Below are 23,686 nucleotides of genomic sequence, written 5' to 3' on the forward strand. Positions count from 1 at the left end.
AGTGAAGAAACCTCTGTTCCTTTTCGCCTTTGAACCTTTGTCCCTTGAAGAAAATTATTTTTTCTTCACTAAAAGTAAGTGATCACATACCAAAACGACTTCACCGCGTTGGTTAATGATCTCTACATGTTCTGTTACAGTTCCCATTTCTGGATTTTTGGCTTCTCCTTTTTCAGAAATCGTAATTTCAGAATGAATGGTGTCGCCGATATGAACTGGTTTTACAAAACGCATTTTATCGTAACCTCTAGAAAAAGCTTCAGGATTTATTTCAGAAGCGGTTAATCCGATTCCGATAGCGAAAACCATGGTTCCGTGCGCAATTCTTTGTCCGAATGGCTGAGTTTTGCACCATTCTTCGTCCATGTGGTGTGGGAAGAAATCTCCAGTGTGTCCGGCGTGAACCACGAAGTCCGTTTCTGTTATTGTTCTGCCTAAAGTTACTCGTTTGTCGTCGATTTGGTAATCTTCGAAAAAAGTCGATTTAAAATACATAATCTTGATATTTTTATCTGTCTTGCTCGTTCAAATCACTGTTAAAATCACGGTTGTTTGAAAGAGGACTTAATTTTTGTTTTTTGGTTTTGAAATATAGTGTTTTAATTACACTTCATCAAAAGAAATTCCACCGTTTTTACTACTCGCATAGCAAGCTTCTACAACTTTCATCGTGCCTAAAACATCTTGAACGCTGGCAGACAATTTTGAGTCAGAACCCTCTTTGTAACGCATCAGATTGGACATTGCACCAATAAAAGCTTCTGGAAACCACGAACCTTCTAGTTTTACTTCTGTCCATTCGTATTCATTTTCATTATCTTTTTTTGGCAAAGCGTACTCAAAAACATCGGGAAGACCGTCAGGATAGTTCATCAACAATCCCATTTTTGCTTTAACAGCGCCTTTTGTTCCTTCCCATTTGATGTAACTTTCTTCATGTTTTGGACCAAAATGATGATCGTGATTGGTATTGATTACCACGTGCATATTCTCGCCATAATCTAAAATAATAGTAGATCGGCTTGATGATAATTTTTTAAGCGGATGTTTGGCTGTTTTAGCATAAACGCTTTTAGGATTTCCCAGAAAAGATCGAATGCAGTCAATATAATGAACGCTATGGAAAAGAATCTCCAATCTCGGATGTTCTTTAATTAAAGGAAACAATTCCCAAGGTGTATTTACGGTAACTTTAAATTCTAAATCATATAATTCGCCAATAATTCCCTGATCGATTAAATATCTGGCAGCACTTACAAATGAAGCAAAACGCAATTGGAAATTGATGGCAGCGACAAGATTTTTTCTTTCACAAACCGCTACAATTTCACGTGCTTGAGCTAAATCATTTCCCATTGGTTTCTGAATCAAAACCGCAGCTCCATCAGGCAATTGTTCTAGAATTTCAATATATTGATCTGGTAAAACCGTAATGTCGTAAACAGCATTTGATGGTGCATTTTTAACAGCATCGGCAACATTTTCAAAAACATGATCGATTTTAAATTGTTTTTGTAAATCGTATGCTTTCGAAATTGTTCTGTTGGTAATACCAAAAACTTTAAAACCAGCCATTTCATAAGCAGGAAGATGCGCATCTTTTACAATACCGCTTGCTCCAATAATTACAATGGGCTGTTCTGTTTGGGGAAGTAAAGGTTTATAGGGAATATTCATTTTTTCTATATTTTGAAATTAAGTTTGCCAAATTTAATTTTTGACAGAACTGTGTAATGTTGTTCCTTGACTTAGTTTTTTTATTTTCTTTTGAGTTTCTTCTAAAAGTGTTTCAGAAGCAGTATCAGTTTCAATAGCTTTTAAAACAGCGCCGTCAATCAGTTCAGCTACTTTTGGCCAAATTGGGGTTTGAGGCAATGTTAATGCATTTTCATGAAGCATTTCCAGTTTATGATAAAATGGAATTAAAGTATTGATTTCTTCGTCTTTCCAAGTTGATTTTCGGCATCCAATACCGCCTTCAGTAGTTAATAATTTATCGCTTTCAGGCGTTGTTGCAAAACGTAAAAAATCGTAAGCCAGCTTTTGGTGTTTGCTTCCAGAACCAATAGTATAAAGCCAATACACATTCAAAGAAGCTGTTTTGTGACCTGGATCAGATGGAAGAGAAGTGATGTCGATTTTTCCTTTCACTTTCGATTCTTCAATTACTTCTGCCATAGAAGCAAATCCGAACCAGTTGATGGCCATTGCTGCTTGTCCTTCGGCGAAAGCCAAACCTGCTTCAACCGAACCAAATTCTCTTGATTTTGGATGAACAGCATTTTTGTCATTGACCATTTTACGATAAAAGTCCAACGCTTTTATTGCTGCTTCGTTATGAATGTCAATCTGATTTTTTTTGTTTAATAAAGAACCGCCGCGCGTCCATAACTGAAGACAGAAGTCAAAAACCATATTATGTCCGTCTGGATAATTGGCAAAAACAGCACCGTATAAATTTTGTTCGGGACGATTAAAAAATGTGGCAATTTGGGCGAATTCCTGCCATGTTTTTGGTGTAGCAAGTTCGTAACCAAACTGTTTTTTAAAATTCTCTTTTTCTGTTTCGTTTTCGAATAAATCTTTTCTGTAAATCAAGCATTCTGGACCATCGTGAAAAGGAAGCCCGAAAATGCCATTACTTAGTTTTTGTAAATGCAAAAGCGATTTATGCCACCCAAAAGGATAATTTTCTGGCGGATTTTCTCCAATTAATGGAAATAAATTAAGAACCGCATTTTCGTTTACAGCATCAAAAATCCAATCGGTATTGATATGAGCAATATCCCATTTTCCTTCTTTTAAACCTTTTTCAGAAATGGTAGTTTCGTACAAATCATGAAGTTCTAAGGCAACCATTTCTGCTTCCATTTTTATATTGTTTCGAAGTGAAAATGCATCCCATAATTTTCGAAGTGTACTTTCGAAAGGATCGAATTTACGAACGGCGATTCTAATTTTTTCCATTAACAGTCAATAAATTCTTTAATAATTTTCTCGTTGTCCTGACCCAGTTTCGGAGAACCTTTTCCAGAAGTCAGATATTCGCCGTCGATTTTTATCGGACAGCGTGTTGTTTTATAAGTGTAGCCGTCCAACATTTCGACTTGCTGGGTGAAATTCAAAACCTTAAATCCATCTTCGGCAAATAACTGCTGATAGTTTAAAACTCCTGCGCACCAAATGTCAGCTGGTTCTAAAATATCCAACCAAAACTGCGTTTCCTGCGTTTGCAGATGATCGGCAAGAATATTTTTGATTTCGTCTCTAAGCGTAAATTTATTTTCAGGGAAAGCTAATAAAGCATCACATTTTAGCAAAGAAGCCAAAACAGGAATTGATCCCATTGCTAAAGCTAAATAGCCATTTTTGGTTTTGTAAATTCCGTATGGCGCGCCTAAATAAGCGTGTGCATTATTGGTTTTAGTTCGAACAGGTAACTCTCCTCCATCATTAAAATATGTCGTAATTGTTTCAAATTGAAAATCAAACGCCGATTCCAGCATACTCACTTGAATTTGTGCACCAATATTATGCGTTGCTTTTCTATATAAAGCGGCCAGAATTCCTTGCGCTAAATGCGCGCCCGCAAGCATATCTACAATCGACAATCCCATTGGAACTGGACCGTCTTCTTGATTGCCACTCAGCCAAGTTAAAGCAGTTAAAGATTGTAAAAGCAAATCTTGCCCTGGTAAATCTTTCAAATCTGGATGCTCTCCAAAACCTGAAATTGACCCATAAATTACATTTGGATTAATGCTTTTTACGTCATCATAACTCAAACCAATGCGTTCCATAACTCCGGGTCTGAAATTATGCATGACAACATCAGCTTTGGCTAATAATTTTTTTAGTTTTTGAAGCTCTTCTGGTTGTTTAAAATCAATTGCAAAAGATTCTTTGTTTCTGTTGATGGTATGAAAAACCGACGATTCGCCGTTCATAATCAAATCAGAAGTATATAAAGTACGGCAGATATCTCCCGTTCCCGGTTTTTCAATTTTTATCACGCGCGCTCCTAAATCTGCCAAACGCAAACTCGCCGACGGACCCGAAAGAAACTGACTGAAATCTACAATTAAATAATCTTCTAATGGTTTCATTTTTTTATTTGTTTAACCGTTTAATCGGTTATTTGTTTAATCGTTTTCATTCAACAATTAAAATCTAATTTGATCTGCTAAAATCTTTTTGAATCTGCGTGAAATACTTTTTGCGCAAAGATATTTTCACGCAGATTTGTACAGATTAAAGCAGATTTTCACAGATTTTAATTTAAGCTGTTGCGTATTATCTTGCTTGAATAAACTCTTCGTGTATACTTAAATTATCCTGACCTACTTTTGGAGCTGCTTTTTCGCTTAACAGAATTTCTCCATCCAATTGTATCGGACTTCTGGTGGTTACCAAAGTTTCGCCTTCGGTATTTTTCACGGTTTGTTTCAGCTGTAATTCAGTTACAAAGGGCTGATTGTCCAGTTCTTCGTAATTGAAAACTTTGCCGCACCAAATACCTTCTTTCTGTAATATTTCAATCCAATAATCAGATGTTTGGGTTTTAATTCTTTCACTCAAAATCGTTCTGATTTCATCTCTTTTTTCAAACCAAAGGTGTTTATCAGCGAAAGCGTTTAAATCTAAACCTAATGTTTTTCCAATGAAAAGTAAATCGCCCATTGCAAGAGATAAATAACCGTCTTGCGTTTGATAAACTCCGTAAGGCGCACTTAAAAAAGCATGTGCACTTCCTTTAATATCACCACGTTCAGGCAATTGACCGCCATCATTTAAGAAAGAAGTAATCGCTTCAAACTGCACATCTAGAATCGATTCCAGTAAACTGACTTCAACCAAAACGCCTTTTTTAGTTTTGGCTCTTTTTAGAAGCGCTGCTAAAATTCCTTGTACAAAATGATTGCCACACATTAAATCGGCTACAGCCAAACCAAAAGGAACTGGGCCTTGGCTTTTACGTCCGCTCAACCAGCTTAAACCAGAAAGCGATTGTAATAATAAATCTTGTCCGGGTTTTTTTGCCCACGGCCCTTCATTTCCGTAACCTGTAATGGTTCCGTAAATAAGCTGCGGATTTATAGAAAGCGTATTTTCAAAATCTAAACCGATTTTTTCCATCACTCCAGGTCTGAAATTATGTGTCATAATATCAGCCTTTTCGATTAGTTTTTTAATTAAAACCAAATCGTCAGGGTTTTTCAAATCGGCTGCAAAAGATTCTTTGTTTCTATTAATCGTATGAAAAAGTAAACTGCTATCGTCTACAAATAAATCTTTGATGCTCAATTGTCTGCAGGCTTCACCTTTTACAGGACGCTCAATTTTGATAACGCGTGCGCCCAAGTCGGCTAGTTTTAATCCTGCCGAAGGTCCTGCTAAAAACTGGCAGAATTCCAGAACAACTAATCCTTCTAAAGGTCTCATACGGTCTGGATTTTTAGAGATTCCGCGTAAAGCGAATTCATTTCTTCCAATACTTTTAATTCGTCTCCGCCGTTCATCAAATAATTACGAACCACATCTCCCGCATGATCTTGGAAATACATGTGTCCATAATATCTTGGACGAAGGAAAGCGCGTTCTAAAGCGGGAAGTGTATTTTTGAAATAATCGTGTGTCACGCCATTAATTCTTTCGCTTTTCCAAGCTTGCAAATGACCCGGTTGACCGCCATTATCGGTATAAATATTTTGCTGAACTTGTGATGAACACGTAAATTCAGCATATTTTATGGCTGTTTCAATATGTTCGCTGAATGAAGAAACTGCTAATCCAGTTCCGCCCAAAGAAGAAATCATTGGATTCTCATTCAATTTTACTAAATCATAAAAATGTAAAAGATTTTGGCTGTAGCCAACGCGAGAATAATTAGAATAACCATAAGCAAACGGGCAATACGCAATTTCGTTTGAATTGACCATTGCTTCGTAAACCTGGATTGGATTACGATCAAAGTTAGCTGGATCAATCAACTGCGCCAGTTCTCTAAACATTTGAAGCGCTTTGATTCCTGTAGTTTCAGAAATCACTTTTTCTTCCGAAAGAAAAGGAGCTTCACCCAAACTGCAGCAAAACATATAAAAACTCATTAAAACATCTACTGGAATTCCGGCAAAAGCGACTAAGCCTTTTTTGGCTAATGCCAATAAATCATCATAAGTCTTAGGAACTTCTAAATTATTTTTTTCTAAAAGATCCAATCGGGCAGAGGCAACCGGAGTTGCAGCATCGATAGGAAGCGCCCATAATTTGTCGTGAAAAACATAACTTCCGTACGATTTTCCAACAGTATTATTTTCTTGATCTTTAATATATTCGTTTGATAAATAATCAGATAACGGAAGAATCGCTTTGGTCTGCGCTCCAAAACCTGTCCAAGGATGATCGATTACCAATAAATCAAATCTTTTGGCTAAGTCTTCGATAGAGGCATCTGCAAATTCTTGTAAGCTTCTTTTCTCCCAAGAAATTTCAACATCAGGATGTAGTTCTGTAAAACGCTGTGATGTGGCAACCATTGGTAGTAAACCTCTTGTATGATTCCAAGTTATGCCTTTTAATTTTATCATTTTTATATAGGAATTTTAGGTAGTGAAATCGTTTGAAAGAATAAATGTAAAAAATACAATTACAAAAGTAGAAATAAGATTTAAATGAACAAGAAATCCTTTATTTATTAAAGAATCTTTTTGCATAATAGGAGAATTAGTGATATAATTTTTACAAACCGTTTAAAAAATGTTATAAAAATTTAAAGTTTAGTTATTTTAAGAATAGGAAAATGAAATATATCTCGGATATTAATTTTTAAAAAGTATTTTTGTAATTGTGTTTTTTACATTTATTAATTCTGCTTTGCTTTTTATAAAGGATTTTGAATGAATAAGAAGTAGAATTTCTAAGATGATTATGCAATTGATGGATACCTTTCATCAGAAAAAATAAACTAACAATTAAAAATATACGATTATGAAATTAATACGTTTTGGAGAAATCGGAAAAGAGAAACCTGGAGTTTTGATTGGAGAAAAGAGATATGATGTTTCTTCGATTGTAACCGATTTTAACGAAAGTTTTTTTGAAGAAAACGGATTAGAAAAATTAGAAAAAGCATTAGAAAGTAACCCGACTTTGCCAGAAGTTGATGCTTCGGTACGATTGGGTTCGCCAGTAGCAAGACCTTCCAAAATTATCTGCATTGGATTAAATTATATTGATCACTGTAAAGAAACAAACGCTCCGATTCCGACAGAACCAATTATTTTCTTTAAATCGACAACTTCTTTGTGTGGGCCAGATGATGATTTGATTATTCCAAAAAATAGCGAAAAAACCGACTGGGAAGTTGAATTGGCTTTTGTTGTGGGTAAAAAAGCAAGTTATGTTGAAGAAGCGGAAGCTTTAAATTACGTTGCGGGTTATGCTTTATTAAATGATTATAGTGAAAGAGCATTTCAATTAGAGCGTGGCGGACAATGGGCAAAAGGAAAAGGAAGCGACACTTTTGCACCTCTTGGCCCATTTTTGGCGACAAAAGAGGAAATTGCCGATGTTGACAATTTAAAGATGTGGCTGACGGTAAATGGTAAAAAATACCAAGACAGTAATACACTAAATCTAGTTTTCAAAATTCCTTATCTGGTACATTATTTAAGTCAGTTTATGACTTTGCTTCCAGGTGATATTATCAGCACAGGAACGCCTCCTGGAGTTGGTTTAGGAATCAAACCAGATCCGATTTACATTAAAGCGGGCGATGTTGTGGAATTGGGAATTGAAGGTTTAGGAACAAGCAGACAGAAAGCCGTAGCATATCAAAAATAAAAATTAAGAAAGTATAAAATGAAATATATAGTTTGCGAAAAACCTCAGGAATTTCTATTAAAAGAAACCAGTATTCCAGAACCAAAAGAGGGTGAAGTTTTATTGAAAATTAAAAGAATCGGAATCTGCGGAACTGATATTCATGCTTTTGGGGGAACTCAGCCTTATTTTGAATATCCAAGAATTTTAGGTCACGAATTGGCTGCAGAATATGTAAAAGGAAATGCTGCGGGTTTTAAACCGGGAGATAAAGTTACGTTTATTCCGTATTTCAATTGTGGAAAATGCGTGGCTTGTAGAAACGGACTAACAAACTGCTGTGTAAATATTAAAGTTTTCGGCGTTCACATTGACGGCGGAATGGCTGAATATGTGTCGATTCCAGAACAATATTTATTGCATGGTCAAGGTTTAGATTATGATGAATTGGCTTTGGTTGAACCTTTAGCAATTGCAGCTCACGGCGTTAGAAGAGCAGCGGTTAAACCAACAGATACTGTTTTAGTAATGGGAGCAGGACCAATTGGAATAGGTTTGATTCAGTTTGCTAAAATCGCTGGAGCAAAAGTAATTGTAATGGATATCAACGATTACAGACTGAATTTCTGTAAAGAACAGTTACAAGCAGACGAAACGATTAATCCATTAAACGATGATGTTGCACAAAAATTAGCTGAATTGACAAATGGTGATATGGTAAATGTGGTAATTGATGCAACTGGAAATCAGAAAGTAATGAACAGCGCTTTTAATTATATTTCGCATGGTGGAAGATTTGTTTTGGTCGGACTTCAAAAAGGAGAATTAAGTTTTAGTCACCCCGATTTCCACAAAAGAGAATCGACTTTAATGAGCAGCCGAAATGCAACAATCGAAGATTTCGAATATGTGATGAAATGTTTGAAAGAAGGAAAAATCGATCCTAAAAAATACATTACGCACAGAACAAGTTTCTCTGAAATGATTACTGATTTTGGGAAATTGATTGATCCGAAGAATAATGTGATTAAAGCATTAATCGAAATAGAATAATTTTTTCTAACACATAGAAACATAGATTTTTATTGTGTGTAAAAGAGAATAAAAAAGAAACTAGTTTCTTAACACATAGCTATGTGTGTTAATGCAAGTGAAACGCCTTTGTGCGGTTTTTAAACTATGTTTCTATGTGTTTAAAAATAAATTTTAATACCCACAAAAATGGATTTAAACTTAAAAAATAAAATAGTTGTCGTTTCTGGTTCGGCTGGGAAAGAAGGCAGTATCGGAGAAACGATCGTAAACCGATTGGCAGATGAAGGCGCAATTCCGGTTTTAGTTGACAGAAACGCAAGAGGTTTTGAATACGTGGAAAGACTTCAGAAAAGAGGCGTTAATTCGTTATTTGTCCAGACAGACGTAACCGATCCTGTTGCAATCGAAAATGCTGTAAAGGTAATCGGAGCTAAATACGGCAGAATTGATGCCATAATTAATAATGTTGGAGTAAATGATGGCGCAGGATTAGATTCAAGCTACGAGGAATTTATGGATTCTTTGAAACTGAATGTTGTAAGTTATTTTTTATTGGCTAAATATTCACTTCCATACTTAAAAGAATCAAAAGGAAATATTTTAAATATTGGTTCAAAAGTAGCGTTAACTGGACAGGGTGGAACTTCGGGTTACGCTGCAGCGAAAGGCGGAGTTTTAGGCTTAACAAGAGAATGGGCTGTGGATTTGATTCAGTACGGAATTCGTTCGAATGCCATTATTATTGCTGAAAGTTATACGCCTGCTTACGAAGATTGGATTAAAACATTGCCAGATGGAGAGGCGGTCTTGAAAAAAATTAGTAAAACAATTCCTTTAGAAAGCCGAATGACAAAAACAGAAGAAATTGCAGATACGGCACTTTTCATCATTTCTAAAAAATCTTCGCATACTACAGGACAATTTGTTTTTGTGGATGGAGGTTATGTACATTTAGACCGCGCTTTAATCAGCGATGTTAATTAAAAAGTTATGAGTAAAAGAATAGATTCCCATCAGCATTTTTGGAAGTTTGATCCCGTTAGAGATAGCTGGATTGATGAAACAATGCAGAATATTCAAAGAGATTTTCTTCCCGAAGATTTGCAACCATTATTAAAAGAAAACCAGTTTGAAGGCTGTGTTGCAGTTCAAGCAAGCCAGTCAGAAGAGGAAACTCATTTTTTATTGGATTTAGCTTCTAAAAATGATTTCATGAAAGGAGTTGTCGGTTGGATCGATTTACGAAATGAAAACATTGGAGAACGTTTGCAATTCTTTTCAGATCAAAAAAAACTGAAAGGTTTTAGACACGTAGTTCAAGGCGAAGCTGATGATTTTATGTTTGGAAAGGAATTTAGAAGAGGAATTTCAGCTTTAAAATCCTTCAATTATACTTATGATATTTTAATTTTTGAACGTCAATTACCAGCAGCATTAAGTTTGGTAAAAGATTTTCCAAATCAAAAGTTTGTAATCGATCATATTGCAAAACCAGATATTAAATCGGGAAATATTGATTCTTGGAAAAAAGGCATTGAAGAAATTGCAAAATACGATAATGTTTGGTGTAAAATCTCAGGAATGGTAACAGAAGCCGACTGGAAAAACTGGAAACCAGAAGATTTGAAACCATATTTAGATGTAATTTTTGAAAACTTCTCTACTGATAAATTAATGTATGGTTCAGATTGGCCAGTTCTTAATGTAGCTTCTGATTATCATGAAGTAGTAAAGACTTTAGAAGATTATATTTCGAAGTTTTCTGTTGAAGACCAGAATAAGATTTGGTTTGAGAATGCGAATGGTTTTTATGAATTATAAGTTATGAATTATAAGTTATAAGTTATGAGTTATGAGTTATGAGTTATGAGTTATGAGTTATGAGTTATGAGTTATGAGTTATGAGTTATGAGTTATGAGTTATGAGTTGTGAGTTATGAGTTGTGAGTTGTGAGTTGTGAGTTCGCTCATAGATTATAAGAGCCTGAAAGGCTCACATCATGAAACACTGGGCAATGCCCAGTGACAGCAGATGGGCATACGTAATAAAGCCCTGAAAGGGCGTAAGCATTAATCGTCATAAATTGCTTACGCCCTTTCAGGGCTTTATGATGCAGGTCTATATCACTTCATAGGGCGTTGCCCTATTGTGATGCTTTGAGGCCTTTGGCCTCTTATTAAAATGGTTAAAATATAGCCCGTGGTTTCAACCACGGGGACACAATGCGAGAAATGCAATACGTGTGACAATATTACGTCCCGTGGTTGAAACCATGGGCTATGTTTTGAAATTTGGAATTTGAAAATTTCGAATTAAAACTTAACCGCTTTTTTAGGAACGTTTTTATCAATAGTTGTCGTCTTAGAAAAATTAGCAGAAGAACCACTTAAATCAATATTCTTACTTGCTTCACCATTAATAGTAATTGCGTTTGAAGACGAAGGATTAAACTCGATATTTTTCAGCGAAAGGTTTTTAGTATTGTAAATTTCGAAAGCATTTTTAGCCTCAATATCCAATTGTGCGTTGCTGATTTTAATTCCATTAGCATCAATTATTGAGAAACCTTTTTGTGCTTTCGCAATAAGATTTGTGATTTCAATATTTTCCAAATTCATTTCAGGAAGACCTTGTAAAAATACCGCTTGCTGAGCGCCTTTAATTGTGATATTTTTGATTACAATGTTTTTAAATTGAGGCGTTTCTTCGTTTACGGGAATTGCTTTTGAGCTAACGGTATTTCCACCTTCTGCTAAAGTTTCAGCAATAGATTTTCCTCCATAATACAAATCAAACGAAATTGCCTGAGATGGAATATCAGTCATAAAAACATCTGAGATGTAAATGTTTTCTACAACACCGCCACGCCCGCGAGTACTCTTGAAACGAAGTCCGACATCAGTTCCCATAAAAGTACAGTTAGAGACGTGAAGGTTTTTTACTCCTCCAGACATTTCGCTTCCAACCGTTACACCGCCATGACCGTGATACACGATATTATTTTTTACAATAATATTTTCGCAAGGAACACCTCTGTCACGTCCGTCTTTATCTTTTCCAGATTTAATGCAGATTGCATCATCACCCACATCAAAACTTGAGTTTTCAATCACTACATTTTTACAAGATTCCACATCAAGTCCGTCACCATTTTGAGAAAACCACGGATTGCGAACGGTTATATTTCTAACAATTAAATCTTCAATTAATAACGGGTGAATATTCCACGCAGGAGAATTTTGAAAAACAGGTCCGTCAAACAGTACTCTTTTACTATTTTGAATGCTAACCAAAACCGGGCGTAAAAAATCGTGAATGGCTTCAAAATCTTCTTTGTTTTTCAGGTCATGACGAATATTTTGATCCGCGCCTTTAGCACCTTTCAAATATTGTTCAGACGGATACCAACTATCTTTCTTTTCATTTAAAACCCCGCCAGAAGCTACAAATTTCTTCCATTGCTCGTCTGTTAGTTTGCTCTTTTTAACTTGTCTCCAAGCTTCGCCAGAACCATCCCAAACGCCATTTCCAGTAAAAGCTATGTTCTCTAGGTTTTTCCCATAAATAGGAGAGATGCATCGCCAAGTATTTATACCTTCAAAACTGGTTTCGATTATTGGATATAAAGATTTATCGGTGCTGAATTTGATTAATGCGCCTCTTTCTGCATGAAGTTCAATATTACTTTTTAAAATGATTGGACCCGTGAGCCAAATTCCAGGTGGAATAATCAGTTTTCCACCGCCTTTTTTAGAAAGTGCATCAATAGCATCTGCAAAAGCTTTTGTATTTAAAACATAACCACCATTTACAGCTCCAAAGTCTTTTAGATTCACACTGTACTGCGGAATTACAGGCTCTTGAACTTCAGCCATTTTAAACTCAATATTTTTATACGTATCAGCAGATTTTTGTGCAGAAACTGTATTGAAACTCAAAGCAAAAGAGGCGAGAGCAATACATAAAAGTTTTTTTCGGTTAGTTTTCATTCTTATTCTATTATAGTTAAAAGTCTTTTTTGAGAAATCGATTCACTATTAATTCAATTTTTTATTAATGAAATTTTTATTCAATAAATAAAATTACTGTTTTTTAATTTGAAATATTTAATGTAATCGATTACACAAATCTATTAAAAAAATAATATGAAATGACAGTTTTAGTGAGTTTATCACAGATTTTTTATGAATTTAACTTTTTTTGATTCGGAAATGAAAGGATAATTAAAAGCCGAATTTTCGAAATGAATGTCTTGAAGTCAATATTACAGGAGGGTACAGGATGCTTGTAATTTTATATTCTTTTAAATTGTCCCTGTTATTTGGTAAAAGTGTTAAAAATACAATTATTTGTAAAAATTATAGCGCTTTAAATAAATGCCTCGTAATTTTAGCTCAAGAAAAAAATCAATACTATAAATAATGCGTTTAATTCCTTTCAACAAATTACTAGTCGTTTTTTTACTGGTATTCACAATTTCTGCAAGTGGTGCTGAAATCTGGGTTTCACCATCAGGAAAAGATTCGAACATCGGAACAAAATCAAATCCGTTGGCAACAGTTCACATGGCAATGCGAAAAGCCAGAGAACTTCGTCGTTTAAAAGATCCATCTATAAAAGACGGAATCCGAATCATAGTAATGAACGGAACATATTATTTAAACGAACCATTATTTGTGCGTCCTGAAGATTCGGGAACAGCAGAAAGTCCGACAACTATTGAAGCCGATGTAAATGCAAGACCAATTATAAACGGTGGAATCGAAATTAAAAACTGGACAAAATCGACAACGGTTATTAACGGACTTAAAAAAGGTGCCGTTTGGGTGGCAGATGCTCCTAAAAAAGGAGGAAGTCTGATTGATTACAGACAATTGTGGGTAAATGGAAAAAAAGCCGTTAGAGCCAAAAATACTGCGGGAGCTACAATGGAGCGTATTTTATCATGGAATCACGAGGAACAAACCTGTTGGATTCCGTTTAAAGATAAATCGGTTAAGTTTGAACCGGGAATGGAAATGTTTATTGTGCAATGGTGGTCGAATGCCAACTTGCGTATTAAAAATATTGAAGTTCAAAAAGATAGTGCAAAACTTTCTTTTGAAGAACCAGAAAGCCGTATTCAAAGTGAGCACCCGTGGCCTGCACCGTGGATTTCTAAAAACAACGGAAATTCGGCTTATTTCTTAAATAATGCTTTTTCACTTTTAAACGAACCAGGAGAATGGTATTTAGACAAAAAAAATGCTAAAATCTATTATATTCCTGGAGATGGGGAAGAGATTAATTCGGTTACCGTTACGGCTCCAGTTTTAGAAAATTTGGTTGAAGTAAAAGGAACAATTGATTCACCTGTACATCATTTTCGATTTAAAGGAATTTCGTTTCAATACAGCAATTGGCTTCGTCCTTCACAGCAAGGTCACGTTCCGTTGCAATCTGGTTTGTATTTGTTAGACGCTTATAAATTGAAAGTTCCTGGAACACCAAATCAGGCGAATTTAGAAAATCAGGCTTGGGTTGGAAGACCTCGTGCTGCGGTTGAAGTTAATTATGCCAATAATATTCAGTTTGAATCTTGTCGTTTTGAACATTTGGCTTCAACTGGTTTGGATTTAAATAAAGGAACAAATCACAATACTGTAAAAGGAAATTTATTTAAAGATATTGGCGGAAGCGCCATAAACGTTGGGATTTTCTCTGAAGAAGCTTTTGAAGCGCATTTGCCTTTAATCATAAAAGATGAAAGAGAAATGTGTTCTGATGAAGTGATTTCAGATAATTTAATCACCAACGTAACCAATGAAGATTGGGGAACTTTGGGAATTAGCGCAGGTTTTGTTAGAAACATCACAATTGAACACAACGAAATTTCGGATGTATCGTATTCCGGAATGGCAATGGGCTGGGGTTGGACGCATACGCCAAACGTGATGCAGAACAATAAAATTCTGGGAAATAAAATTCATCATTATGCCAAACATTTACATGATGTTGCAGGAATTTACACGCTTTCGGCTCAGCCAAACAGCCGAATCGAAGAAAATTATATAGACAAAGTTTACAATAGTCCGTATGCACACGATCCGTTTTTATGGCTGTATTTGTATACCGATGAAGGAAGCGAAGGTTTTACCATTAAAAACAATTGGATTGCCGAGAAGAAAATCCTTAAAAACCATAACGGTCCAAAAGGCAATATCTGGGAACACAATGATCCGTATGTAAGTTCTAAAATTAAAAACGCTGCAGGAATCAGAGCGCCTTATAAAGATTTAGAAAAAGAAGTTGTAATCGATGAAAAATGGGGATTGCAGGAAATGCCGAAACCGTATGCAATCGAATTGATAGGTTCTGATTTTGATATCGAGAAAATCAAATCAACTTTAACTGGATTTAGAATTGTAGGTCAGGAATTATACCAATGGAAAAATCATTTGGTGATTTACGGAAAAATGAATCAGCCCGAAAGAACAAAACGAAAACTGGCAGGCGCTTTTCCTTCTTTAGAAATTAAAATCTATGAAGATTTAGTTTACGATTTTCAAAATTTCGAAAGATGTAAAGATTCAAAACCAGCATCTGATTGGGAAAATGTGGTTTTAATGGCGAATCTTCCTGCTGACGAAAAACTGCAAAAAGAATACGTGGAATATCATAAAACACAATTCGAAAAATGGCCAGAAGTTGCCAAAGGTTTCTGTAATGCTGATTTCCAACAATTACAAGTCTTCAAAAAAGACAGACAATTGATTTTGGTAATCAGTATTCCGAAAGGAGAGAATCTAGATAAACTAAATCCGAGAACAACAGAAAATAACCCAAGAGTAGATCAATGGAACGCCTTAATGAAAAAATATCAATCTGGAATTGAAGGCACAAAACCAGACGAAACTTGGATTTTCTTGAATAAGGTTAGTGTAGAGGAGAAAAAATAGAAGAAAGAGCCAAGAAGAAAGAATCTATTAGAGAATCAAGAAAAAGAGAATCTGCTCGATCTGCTTAATCTGCGTGAAAAATAAAACTAACCTCAAAGTAGGTTTCAGAAATAATCTAAAATCTAAAATCAACAATCTAAAATAACCACACCTCATGTTAAAAATAGCCATTCTGGGACTTGGAGAAGGACGAAGCACAATGTCGGGTGCTATAGAAAGTTCAAAGTTAGAACTTGTTAAAATATGCGACCGAAACGAAGAATTGTGCAAACAACGCGCAAAAGAATTCGATTTTCATTCTTATACAACCAATTACGACGATTTATTAAACGATGATTCGATCGATATTATTGCGATTTATACGCCAGATCATCTGCATGCACAACATGTAAAACAAGCTTTATTGCACGGAAAGCATGTAGTTTGTACCAAACCGTTTATCGATGATCTTTCGGATGCCAAAGAGCTTTTAGAATTAAGCAAATCGACAGGAAAGAAAGTTTTTATTGGGCAAAGTTCTCGTTTCTTCGAACCAGCAAAAAGGCAAAGAGCCGATTATGAAGCAGGTTTAATAGGAGATTTAATTACAATTGAAGCGCAATACCATGCTGATCACAGGTGGTTTTTAAAGAAAGAATGGTCGCTTTTGCAATCGTTTAAATGGTTGTATGGAGGTTTGAGTCATCCTGTAGATTTCATTAGATGGTATTTGCCAAATATTCAGGAAGTAATGGGGTATGGAATGATCAGCAGTAACGGACAAAATGCAGGTTTGAAAAATGAAGACACGATGCATTTTATCTTTAAAGCAACTGATGGTAGAATTGCTCGTGTAAGCGGTGTTTACACTTCGCCAACTCAACCAGCGCAACGTGACAGCGGCATGAGTACGATTTTAAGAGCAGCAGAAGGGGCAAGTCAAGCTGATTATCACGAATTGCGCTATGCGATTACAGACAAAACGGGCGAAGAAAAAGTAATTACTTGGGGCGACAGTACGATAAAATATTATTTCCGTTTTGAAGGGCAAAGTCATCACGGCGGTGAATATCAGAATTATTTAGAATATTTTGTTGATAGTATCGAGCAAGGTTTTGAAGCTTATCCAAACATGGAAGAAGGGATTGAAACTGTGGCTTTGTTACAAGCAATGGATAAATCTTTGCAAACTGGAATGCCGGTTAAAATTGCCGATATTCTTAACGAGTACGGACTATGAATAGTATCTACGACAAATTAACCACGCTCGATTTTATAATTGTTGCGGGTTATTTGGTGGCTTTATTAGTCATTGGATACGTGGTAAGTATGAAACAGAGAAAGAAAAACGAAACGCTTTTTCTGGCTGGAAATTCATTAAACTGGTACAGCATTGGGTTTAATATGTGGGGAACCAACGTTGGACCTTCGTCATTATTGGCTTTTGCAAGTATTGGTTATGCTACGGGAATTGTAGCAGGAAATTTCGAATGGTACGCTTTTGTGTTTTTACTGCTCTTGGCAATGGTTTTTGCGCCAAGATATATTGCGAGTAAAGTCAGCACGATGCCCGAATATATGGGAAAACGCTACGGCGACAGTACACAGAATATTTTAGCTTGGTATGCTTTGGTAAAAATATTAGTAAGCTGGTTGTCTTTGGGATTATTCAGCGGAGGCGTTTTAGTACGTCAGATTCTCGGCATTCCGATGTGGCAGAGCGTTACCGTTTTAGTGATTTTCTCTGGGATTTTCACCTTTGCTGGAGGATTAAAAGCAATTGCAAAAGTGAATGTTTTTCAAATGATTCTGCTGATTGTCGTTTCGCTTACACTTTCCTTTTTAGGCTTGCAAAAACTAGGCGGAATAGATGTTTTAATTGCTAAAACACCTTCTAACTTTTGGAATTTAGTCCGTCCTTCAGATGATGCACATTATCCATGGCCTGCTATTTTGTTGGGATATCCTGTAGCTGCAGTTGCTTTTTTCTGTACCGATCAATCGATGGTGCAGAGTGTTTTGGGAGCTAAAAATTTGGAGCAGGGACAATTGGGAGTTAACTTTATTGGATGGTTAAAAGTTATGGCTTTGCCGTTGTTTATTCTTCCTGGAATTTTATGTTATGCTTTATATCCAGAATTAGGAAGCAATTCTGATTTGGCTTATATGACAATGGTTACCAATCTTTTTCCAAGCGGAATGAACGGTTTGGTAATCTGCGTGATGATTGCGGTTTTGGTGGGAACAATTGGTTCTTCGTTAAATGCTTTGAGCACCGTTTTCACGAATGATATTTATGTAAAGAAAATTAACCCGACGGCGACAATTCAGGATCAGATTAAAATTGGTCGTTTAACGATTGCTGCTGGATGTGTTTTTGCGATTCTGATTGCCGTTGCTATTGATAATATCAAAGGGCAAAATTTATTCAACATTTTTCAGGCGGTTTTAGGTTTCCTGGCGCCTTCATTATCTGTTGTTTTCCTTTTGAGTGTTTTCTGGAAACGCACCACCAAAAAAGCCGTAAATGCAACACTTTCTTGGGGTTCAGCTTTTAGTTTGTTTGTTGGCGTTTTGTATTTATGGATTTTCCCAGCCGATAAATATCCCGTTTGGCCTCACTTTTTATTGATTTCGTTTTACATTTTTACTACGCTTTTAATTGCAGCCGTTATTATTTCTTTAACCGATAAAAATCCTGAAGTTAATGTTTCAGATGAAACGGATATTCCTAAAACTAGTAAAAAGGTTAAGCTTTTGTTTGGTTTGTTGGGATTGACGATTTTGGTTTTGTATTTGGTTTTTAATGGGAATTAATAAATTCAAAGAATTTCAAATATAGCGCGTGGTTTCAACCACGGGGACGCAATGTATAACATTACGTTTATCAAAATACGTTTCCCGTGGTTGAAACCACGGGCTATGTTTTGAAAAAGATTATAAATAAAGCAAGGCTATTTTATAAGTTGCCTCCAGTTTTAACTGGAGGTGTATGTAATTAAGAATAGAAAAAGGCTTTAGCCAAATTTTACATATTTTGGCTAAAGCCTTTTGAGCTTTGTATTTTGTTTTCATCCCGCCTTAGTGGTACGCAATTAAAATCTTAAATTAAAAATTAAGACTTTGCGCCTTAGCGACTTTGTGGCATAAAAAAATTACTCAATCTTCTTTTTCTTCTCCAAATTAGGCAAGAACCCAGTAATAATCCCAATCAAAGGCAGAAACGCACAAATCTTAAATACATATTCTATACTTGTTGCATCGGCAATTTTTCCTAAAATAGCAGAACCTAAACCGCCCATTCCGAAAGCAAATCCGAAGAAAAGACCTGCAACTAAACCAACTTTTCCTGGCATTAATTCAGTTGCATAAACTAGAATTGCTGAGAATGCCGAAGAAAGAATCAATCCGATAATTACAGATAAAGTTCCAACCCAGAATAAAGAAACGTAAGGCAGCATCAAAGTAAACGGAGCAACACCCAAAATAGAAACCCAGATTACATATTTTCTACCGTATCGATCTCCAATTGGTCCTCCAATTAAAGTTCCTGCTGCAACAGCGCCCGAGAACAAGAATAAATATACTTGCGATTGCTGAATTGTAATGTGAAATTTATCAATCAAAAAGAAAGTATAATAACTTGTAATACTGCTCATGTAGAAATACTTAGAGAAAATCAGAACCAAAAGAATAATCAACGAAGCAATTACTCGGTTTTTAGACAAATGATGTGTCTCGATTTGATGAGAAGCTTTATTCGCATTTCTTTCAGATAAATGTGCAGTGTACCAAATCGCAATTTTATACAAAGCAAAAACACCAACTAACGCAATAATACAAAACCAAGCGATATAAGATTGTCCGTGCGGAATAACGATAAATGCGGCTAACAAAGGCCCAATAGCACTTCCTGCATTTCCTCCCAATTGAAAAATAGACTGCGCCAAACCTCTTTTTCCGCCCGAAGCCAAATGCGCGACACGAGAAGATTCAGGATGAAAAATTGAAGATCCAATTCCGATTAAACTTACTGATAATAATAAGTTGATAAAACTTGAAGCGATCGAAACAAAGAAAAGTCCAATCATTGTAAAACACATTCCAACAATAAGCGAATACGGTTTTGAGTTTTTATCGGTATACATTCCCACAAACGGCTGTAAAATAGAGGCAACCATTTGGTAAGTCAAAGTAATAATACCAATTTGAGTAAAACTTAAACTGAAATTATCTTTTAAAAGCGGATAAATTGAAGGAACAACAGCCTGTAAAAGATCATTAATTAAATGAGAAAAACTTATGATGAATAAGATCGAATAAGTGGTTTTTTTAACTATGTCAGGATTTGCTTTAATAGTGTCCATGAGATATTTTTTGATTTTTAAATTAGGTTAAAAAACAACAGCTGTATTATTTTTTGCAAAGATTAAAAGAATACTAATGTCAGAATTGCTATATTTGGACAATGAATAGTCAATATCGGACATATAGAGTAGCAACAGATTTTGGATATCAAGTAGATTCCTCAATCCCGGTTATAGGTTATACTGAAACAGTTAACAACGAAATGTGTATTTCGCACTCGCATCCAAGAGCTCAATTGATCTATGCAACTCGTGGCGTAATGAATGTTGTGGTCGGCAATAACATTTGGGTTGTAAATCCGTTGCAAGGCCTTTGGATTCCAAGCGGAGTAGAGCATCAAGTTACTTTTCAGAAAGACGTTAACTATTACAGTGTTTTTATTGATCCTTCTGCAATTGGAGGATTGCCAGAAAAGAGTTTCTCGTTTGATATTCCGATGTTTTTAAAGCAATTGGTTTTCAAAATCATTTCTTTTGGAACAAGCGGTAACTTAACAGAATCACAATTAAGAATCATTTACGTCTTTTTAGATGAACTGGCTTTAATAGTGCCAAGCGCCACTTTTTTGCCTACTACAAATGATGAAAGGCTTCAGAAAGTGGTAGAACTTTTAATGAGTGATGTTTCGAGTAAACAAACGATTGATTATTATGCCGAACTTTCTTTTATGAGTAGCCGAACTTTATCGCGATTATTCATAAAAGAATTGGGAATGAATTTCAGCGATTGGCGTACTCGATTAAAATTATTAGAAGCCATAAAACGTTTAGGCGAAAAACAATCCATCAAAGAAATCGCCTTCAATTTAGGTTACGAAACTACAAGTGCTTTTATTTATATGTTTAAAAAGCATTTGGGCAAAACACCTTCTAACTATATTTTAGAAGATGAGAATGAATCTGAAAGAATGATTGCTTAGATTGTTTGCCTAAATTAGAACGCGGATAAAACGGATTTACTTCGTAAAGACGCGGATTTTTTAAACACATAGAAACATAGATTTTTTTTTCTTAGCAAAATAGAGATAATAAAAAATGACTCGTCATTAACACATAGTTATGTGTATGTATGCAAGTGAAACGCCTTTTACCCACAGAGCAATTCTATATCTCTATGTGTTTAAAAAATTAAAATCCGTTTTCATCTGCGTCTTCGCGATAGCGAATCCGTCTCATCCGTGTCCCATAAAATTGCAACATCATTTTTTTTAGTACTAAAAAAGTGATACCCCATAATTTTTCCCTTAAAAAATTATCAAAAAGTATTGTTTTTTATGAAATAGCAGGATAGTGCAGGTTGTCAAATGTAAAGATAACACTTATCTTTAGTCCCAAAATAAACTAACTATGCTAAACCGCTTTTCCATTTTTAAGACTTTACTTTTTTTTGTTGCCCTTTTTTGTTGTTCGTTGTCATCTGCACAAGAAAAACCAAAAGAAGCGACATGGATCTGGTATCCAGGAGATTTCGAAGTTTGGTTAAGCAATAAAATGCAGGTAAGACGTACAGAACGCGAAGCGGTGTTTCCTCCGCTTTGGCAATATTATAGTCCATATGCTTTGGTCACTTTTCAGACAGAAGTAGATATTCCAAAACCAGACGAAGTGAAAATCTTTTCAGAAGGCCCTTTTCAATTGCTTTTAGACGGTGTTCAAATTTACGGACAGCCAAAATCAATCGCAGTTCCTGCCGGAAAACACAAAATTTCTTTTAAAGTTTACAATCAAGAAGTATTGCCAGCTATTTATATTTCAGGTCAATACGTTAAATCTGATGCTTCGTGGAAAGTTACCAACGAAGATAAACTTTGGATTGATGAAACTGGAAAAGCACAACAATCTGGTACGCCTTGGGTTCCTGTTGGTTATTGGAATTTTAATTCGCCAGAAAATAAACCTTCTGAGTTTAAACTAACAACAAAACCTTTAAGTGCTAAAAAAACAGAAAAAATAGGAGCTGGTCAGTTGGTAGATTTTGGTAAAGAGACTTTTGGTTATATTAAAATTCATGGTTTAAGGGGAAAAGGAAAACTAGCATTTTATTATGGCGAATCTCGTGAAGAAGCTTTGGATTCTGCTAAATGCGAAACTTTAGATCATTTATCTTTTGATGGAAAACAGTCTGAAACTTATACACATGACGGATCGAAAGCATTCCGCTATGTTCAGGTGCAAGCAGATGCAGGTGTAAAATACGATTCAATTTCGATGCTTTATGAATATCTGCCATTAGATTATCGTGGCGCATTCAAATCTTCGGATGAACAATTGAATAAAATTTGGGATGTGTCGGCTTATACGATGCATTTAACTTCTCGCGAATTTTTTATAGACGGAATTAAACGCGACCGTTGGGTTTGGTCGGGTGACGCTTATCAAAGTTATTTAATGAATTATTATTTATTCTTTGATTCGGCTTCGGTAGAAAGAACTTTGTTAGCGCTTCGCGGGAAAGATCCTGTAACAGCTCACGTAAATATCATAATGGATTATTCGTTGTATTGGTTTGTAGGTGTTTACGATTATTACTTGCACACAGGCGATACAAAATTCATCAAAACTTTCTATCCAAGAATGAAATCGCTTATGGATTTTTGTTTAGAAAGAAGAAATAAAAACGGATTCCTTGAACCATTAGAAGGGGATTGGGTTTTCATCGATTGGGCAGACGGATTACCAAAAACAGGCGAAGTGAGTTTTGAGCAAATGCTTTTAGCGAGAAGTTTAGAAGCTATGGCCGTAAGTGCTGAAATTGCTGGTAAAAGTGAAGACCAAAAACAATATGAAAAATTAGGAGATGATTTAAAAACCAAATTATTTGATGTTTTTTGGGATAAAAAGGAAAACGTCATGAAACACCAACGTATCGACCGTAAAATTCAAAATATTGTAACTAGATACGCTAATATGTTCGGTATTTTCTTCAATTATTTTACAGAAGAACAAAAACAAAGCGTAAAAAATAAAGTGTTGCTGAATAAAGATGTTCTTCAAATCACTACACCATATATGCGTTTCTACGAGTTGGAAGCCTTATGCGCAATGGGCGAACAGGATTATGTTTTAAAAGAAATGAAAGATTATTGGGGCGGAATGCTAAATGAAGGCGCGACTTCTTTCTGGGAAGAATACAATCCGAATAAAAAAGGAACGGAACATTTAACGATGTACGGTCGTCCCTACGGGAAAAGTCTTTGCCACGCTTGGGGCGCAAGTCCGATTTATTTATTAGGGAAATATTATCTAGGTGTAAAACCAACTGCTCCAGGTTATTCAGAATATGAAATCAAACCAAATCTTGGCGGTTTAAAATGGATGGAAGGAAAAGTGCCAACACCAAACGGAGAAGTTGCTGTGTATTGCAGTACCAAAGAAATTAAAGTAAAAGCAGCCGAAGGAGAAGGAAAATTGATTTTTGAAAGTTCAGTTAAACCAAAAACAAATTCTGGAACGATTACAGAATTAGCAAAAAATAAATATCAGTTAATTGTAAAACCGAATGTGGAGTATAAAGTGAGTTATAAGGCTTTGTGAGTTATGAGTTA

Annotated in this window: 17 protein-coding genes; 9 read left to right on the plus strand and 8 right to left on the minus strand. The window is 35.5% G+C overall.

Annotated features, from left to right (window positions below; genetic code table 11):
* Positions 1-54: 54 nt before the first annotated feature.
* The 6 genes from RB618_RS14595 to RB618_RS14620 form a co-directional block, all read right to left on the minus strand.
* Positions 55-495 (minus strand): MaoC/PaaZ C-terminal domain-containing protein, encoded by a 441-nt coding sequence (locus RB618_RS14595; protein ID WP_276173181.1) that lies wholly within the window; start codon positions 493-495, stop codon positions 55-57.
* Positions 496-603: 108 nt separating this feature from the next.
* Entirely contained in the window at positions 604-1,677 is a 1,074-nt protein-coding gene (locus RB618_RS14600) for a Gfo/Idh/MocA family oxidoreductase (protein ID WP_308069402.1), read from the minus strand.
* 33 nt (positions 1,678-1,710) lie between these two features.
* Complete coding sequence (locus RB618_RS14605) at positions 1,711-2,967, minus strand: extracellular solute-binding protein (RefSeq protein ID WP_308069403.1); 1,257 nt, start codon at positions 2,965-2,967, stop codon at positions 1,711-1,713.
* Positions 2,967-4,106: a CaiB/BaiF CoA-transferase family protein gene (locus RB618_RS14610; RefSeq protein ID WP_308069404.1), complete on the minus strand. Its 1,140-nt coding sequence runs from the start codon at positions 4,104-4,106 to the stop codon at positions 2,967-2,969. Before RB618_RS14610 ends, RB618_RS14605 begins: the two co-directional genes overlap by 1 nt.
* 187 nt (positions 4,107-4,293) lie before the next feature.
* Positions 4,294-5,442, minus strand: coding sequence for a CaiB/BaiF CoA-transferase family protein (locus RB618_RS14615; RefSeq protein WP_308069405.1), 1,149 nt, complete (start codon positions 5,440-5,442; stop codon positions 4,294-4,296).
* Positions 5,439-6,587, minus strand: a complete 1,149-nt coding sequence (locus tag RB618_RS14620) for an extracellular solute-binding protein (RefSeq protein ID WP_308069406.1) — start codon at positions 6,585-6,587, stop codon at positions 5,439-5,441. The genes RB618_RS14615 and RB618_RS14620 overlap by 4 nt, the downstream gene beginning before the upstream one ends.
* A 400-nt stretch (positions 6,588-6,987) precedes the next feature.
* On the opposite strand from RB618_RS14620, the gene RB618_RS14625 reads away from it, so the two are divergent.
* The 4 genes from RB618_RS14625 (at position 6,988) to RB618_RS14640 (ending at position 10,677) form a co-directional block, all read left to right on the plus strand.
* A complete protein-coding gene (locus RB618_RS14625; RefSeq protein WP_308069407.1) occupies positions 6,988-7,842 on the plus strand; it encodes a fumarylacetoacetate hydrolase family protein in 855 nt (284 codons plus the stop codon).
* An 18-nt stretch (positions 7,843-7,860) separates the two neighbouring features.
* The gene (locus RB618_RS14630; protein ID WP_308069408.1) at positions 7,861-8,874 is read left to right on the plus strand and encodes a zinc-binding alcohol dehydrogenase family protein; all 1,014 of its coding nucleotides are present in this window, start codon (positions 7,861-7,863) and stop codon (positions 8,872-8,874) included.
* A 168-nt stretch (positions 8,875-9,042) separates the two neighbouring features.
* On the plus strand, positions 9,043-9,840 hold the full coding sequence (locus RB618_RS14635) for an SDR family oxidoreductase (protein ID WP_308069409.1): 798 nt from the start codon (positions 9,043-9,045) through the stop codon (positions 9,838-9,840).
* Between the two features lie 6 nt (positions 9,841-9,846).
* Positions 9,847-10,677, plus strand: coding sequence for an amidohydrolase family protein (locus RB618_RS14640; protein ID WP_308069410.1), 831 nt, complete (start codon positions 9,847-9,849; stop codon positions 10,675-10,677).
* 492 nt (positions 10,678-11,169) lie between these two features.
* On the opposite strand, the gene RB618_RS14645 is transcribed toward RB618_RS14640, so the two are convergent.
* Positions 11,170-12,846: a glycoside hydrolase family 28 protein gene (locus RB618_RS14645; protein WP_308069411.1), complete on the minus strand. Its 1,677-nt coding sequence runs from the start codon at positions 12,844-12,846 to the stop codon at positions 11,170-11,172.
* Positions 12,847-13,278: 432 nt separating this feature from the next.
* Here RB618_RS14645 and RB618_RS14650 point away from each other — a divergent pair, with 432 nt between their 5' ends.
* The 3 genes from RB618_RS14650 (at position 13,279) to RB618_RS14660 (ending at position 18,591) form a co-directional block, all read left to right on the plus strand.
* The gene (locus RB618_RS14650; protein WP_308069412.1) at positions 13,279-15,795 is read left to right on the plus strand and encodes a right-handed parallel beta-helix repeat-containing protein; all 2,517 of its coding nucleotides are present in this window, start codon (positions 13,279-13,281) and stop codon (positions 15,793-15,795) included.
* 154 nt (positions 15,796-15,949) lie between these two features.
* Positions 15,950-17,014, plus strand: a complete 1,065-nt coding sequence (locus RB618_RS14655; protein WP_308069413.1) for a Gfo/Idh/MocA family oxidoreductase — start codon at positions 15,950-15,952, stop codon at positions 17,012-17,014.
* Positions 17,011-18,591: a sodium:solute symporter gene (locus RB618_RS14660; protein WP_308069414.1), complete on the plus strand. Its 1,581-nt coding sequence runs from the start codon at positions 17,011-17,013 to the stop codon at positions 18,589-18,591. The genes RB618_RS14655 and RB618_RS14660 overlap by 4 nt, the downstream gene beginning before the upstream one ends.
* Before the next feature lie 338 nt (positions 18,592-18,929).
* On the opposite strand, the gene RB618_RS14665 is transcribed toward RB618_RS14660, so the two are convergent.
* Positions 18,930-20,141 (minus strand): MFS transporter, encoded by a 1,212-nt coding sequence (locus tag RB618_RS14665; RefSeq protein WP_308069415.1) that lies wholly within the window; start codon positions 20,139-20,141, stop codon positions 18,930-18,932.
* A 101-nt stretch (positions 20,142-20,242) separates the two neighbouring features.
* Here RB618_RS14665 and RB618_RS14670 point away from each other — a divergent pair, with 101 nt between their 5' ends.
* Together RB618_RS14670 and RB618_RS14675 are read left to right on the plus strand one after the other, a co-directional pair.
* Positions 20,243-21,061, plus strand: coding sequence for a helix-turn-helix transcriptional regulator (locus tag RB618_RS14670; RefSeq protein WP_308069416.1), 819 nt, complete (start codon positions 20,243-20,245; stop codon positions 21,059-21,061).
* 427 nt (positions 21,062-21,488) lie between these two features.
* On the plus strand, positions 21,489-23,675 hold the full coding sequence (locus RB618_RS14675; protein ID WP_308069417.1) for an alpha-rhamnosidase: 2,187 nt from the start codon (positions 21,489-21,491) through the stop codon (positions 23,673-23,675).
* Positions 23,676-23,686 lie beyond the last annotated feature (11 nt).

The organism is Flavobacterium sp. LHD-85 (genome assembly GCF_030929595.1).
GTDB lineage: Bacteria > Bacteroidota > Bacteroidia > Flavobacteriales > Flavobacteriaceae > Flavobacterium.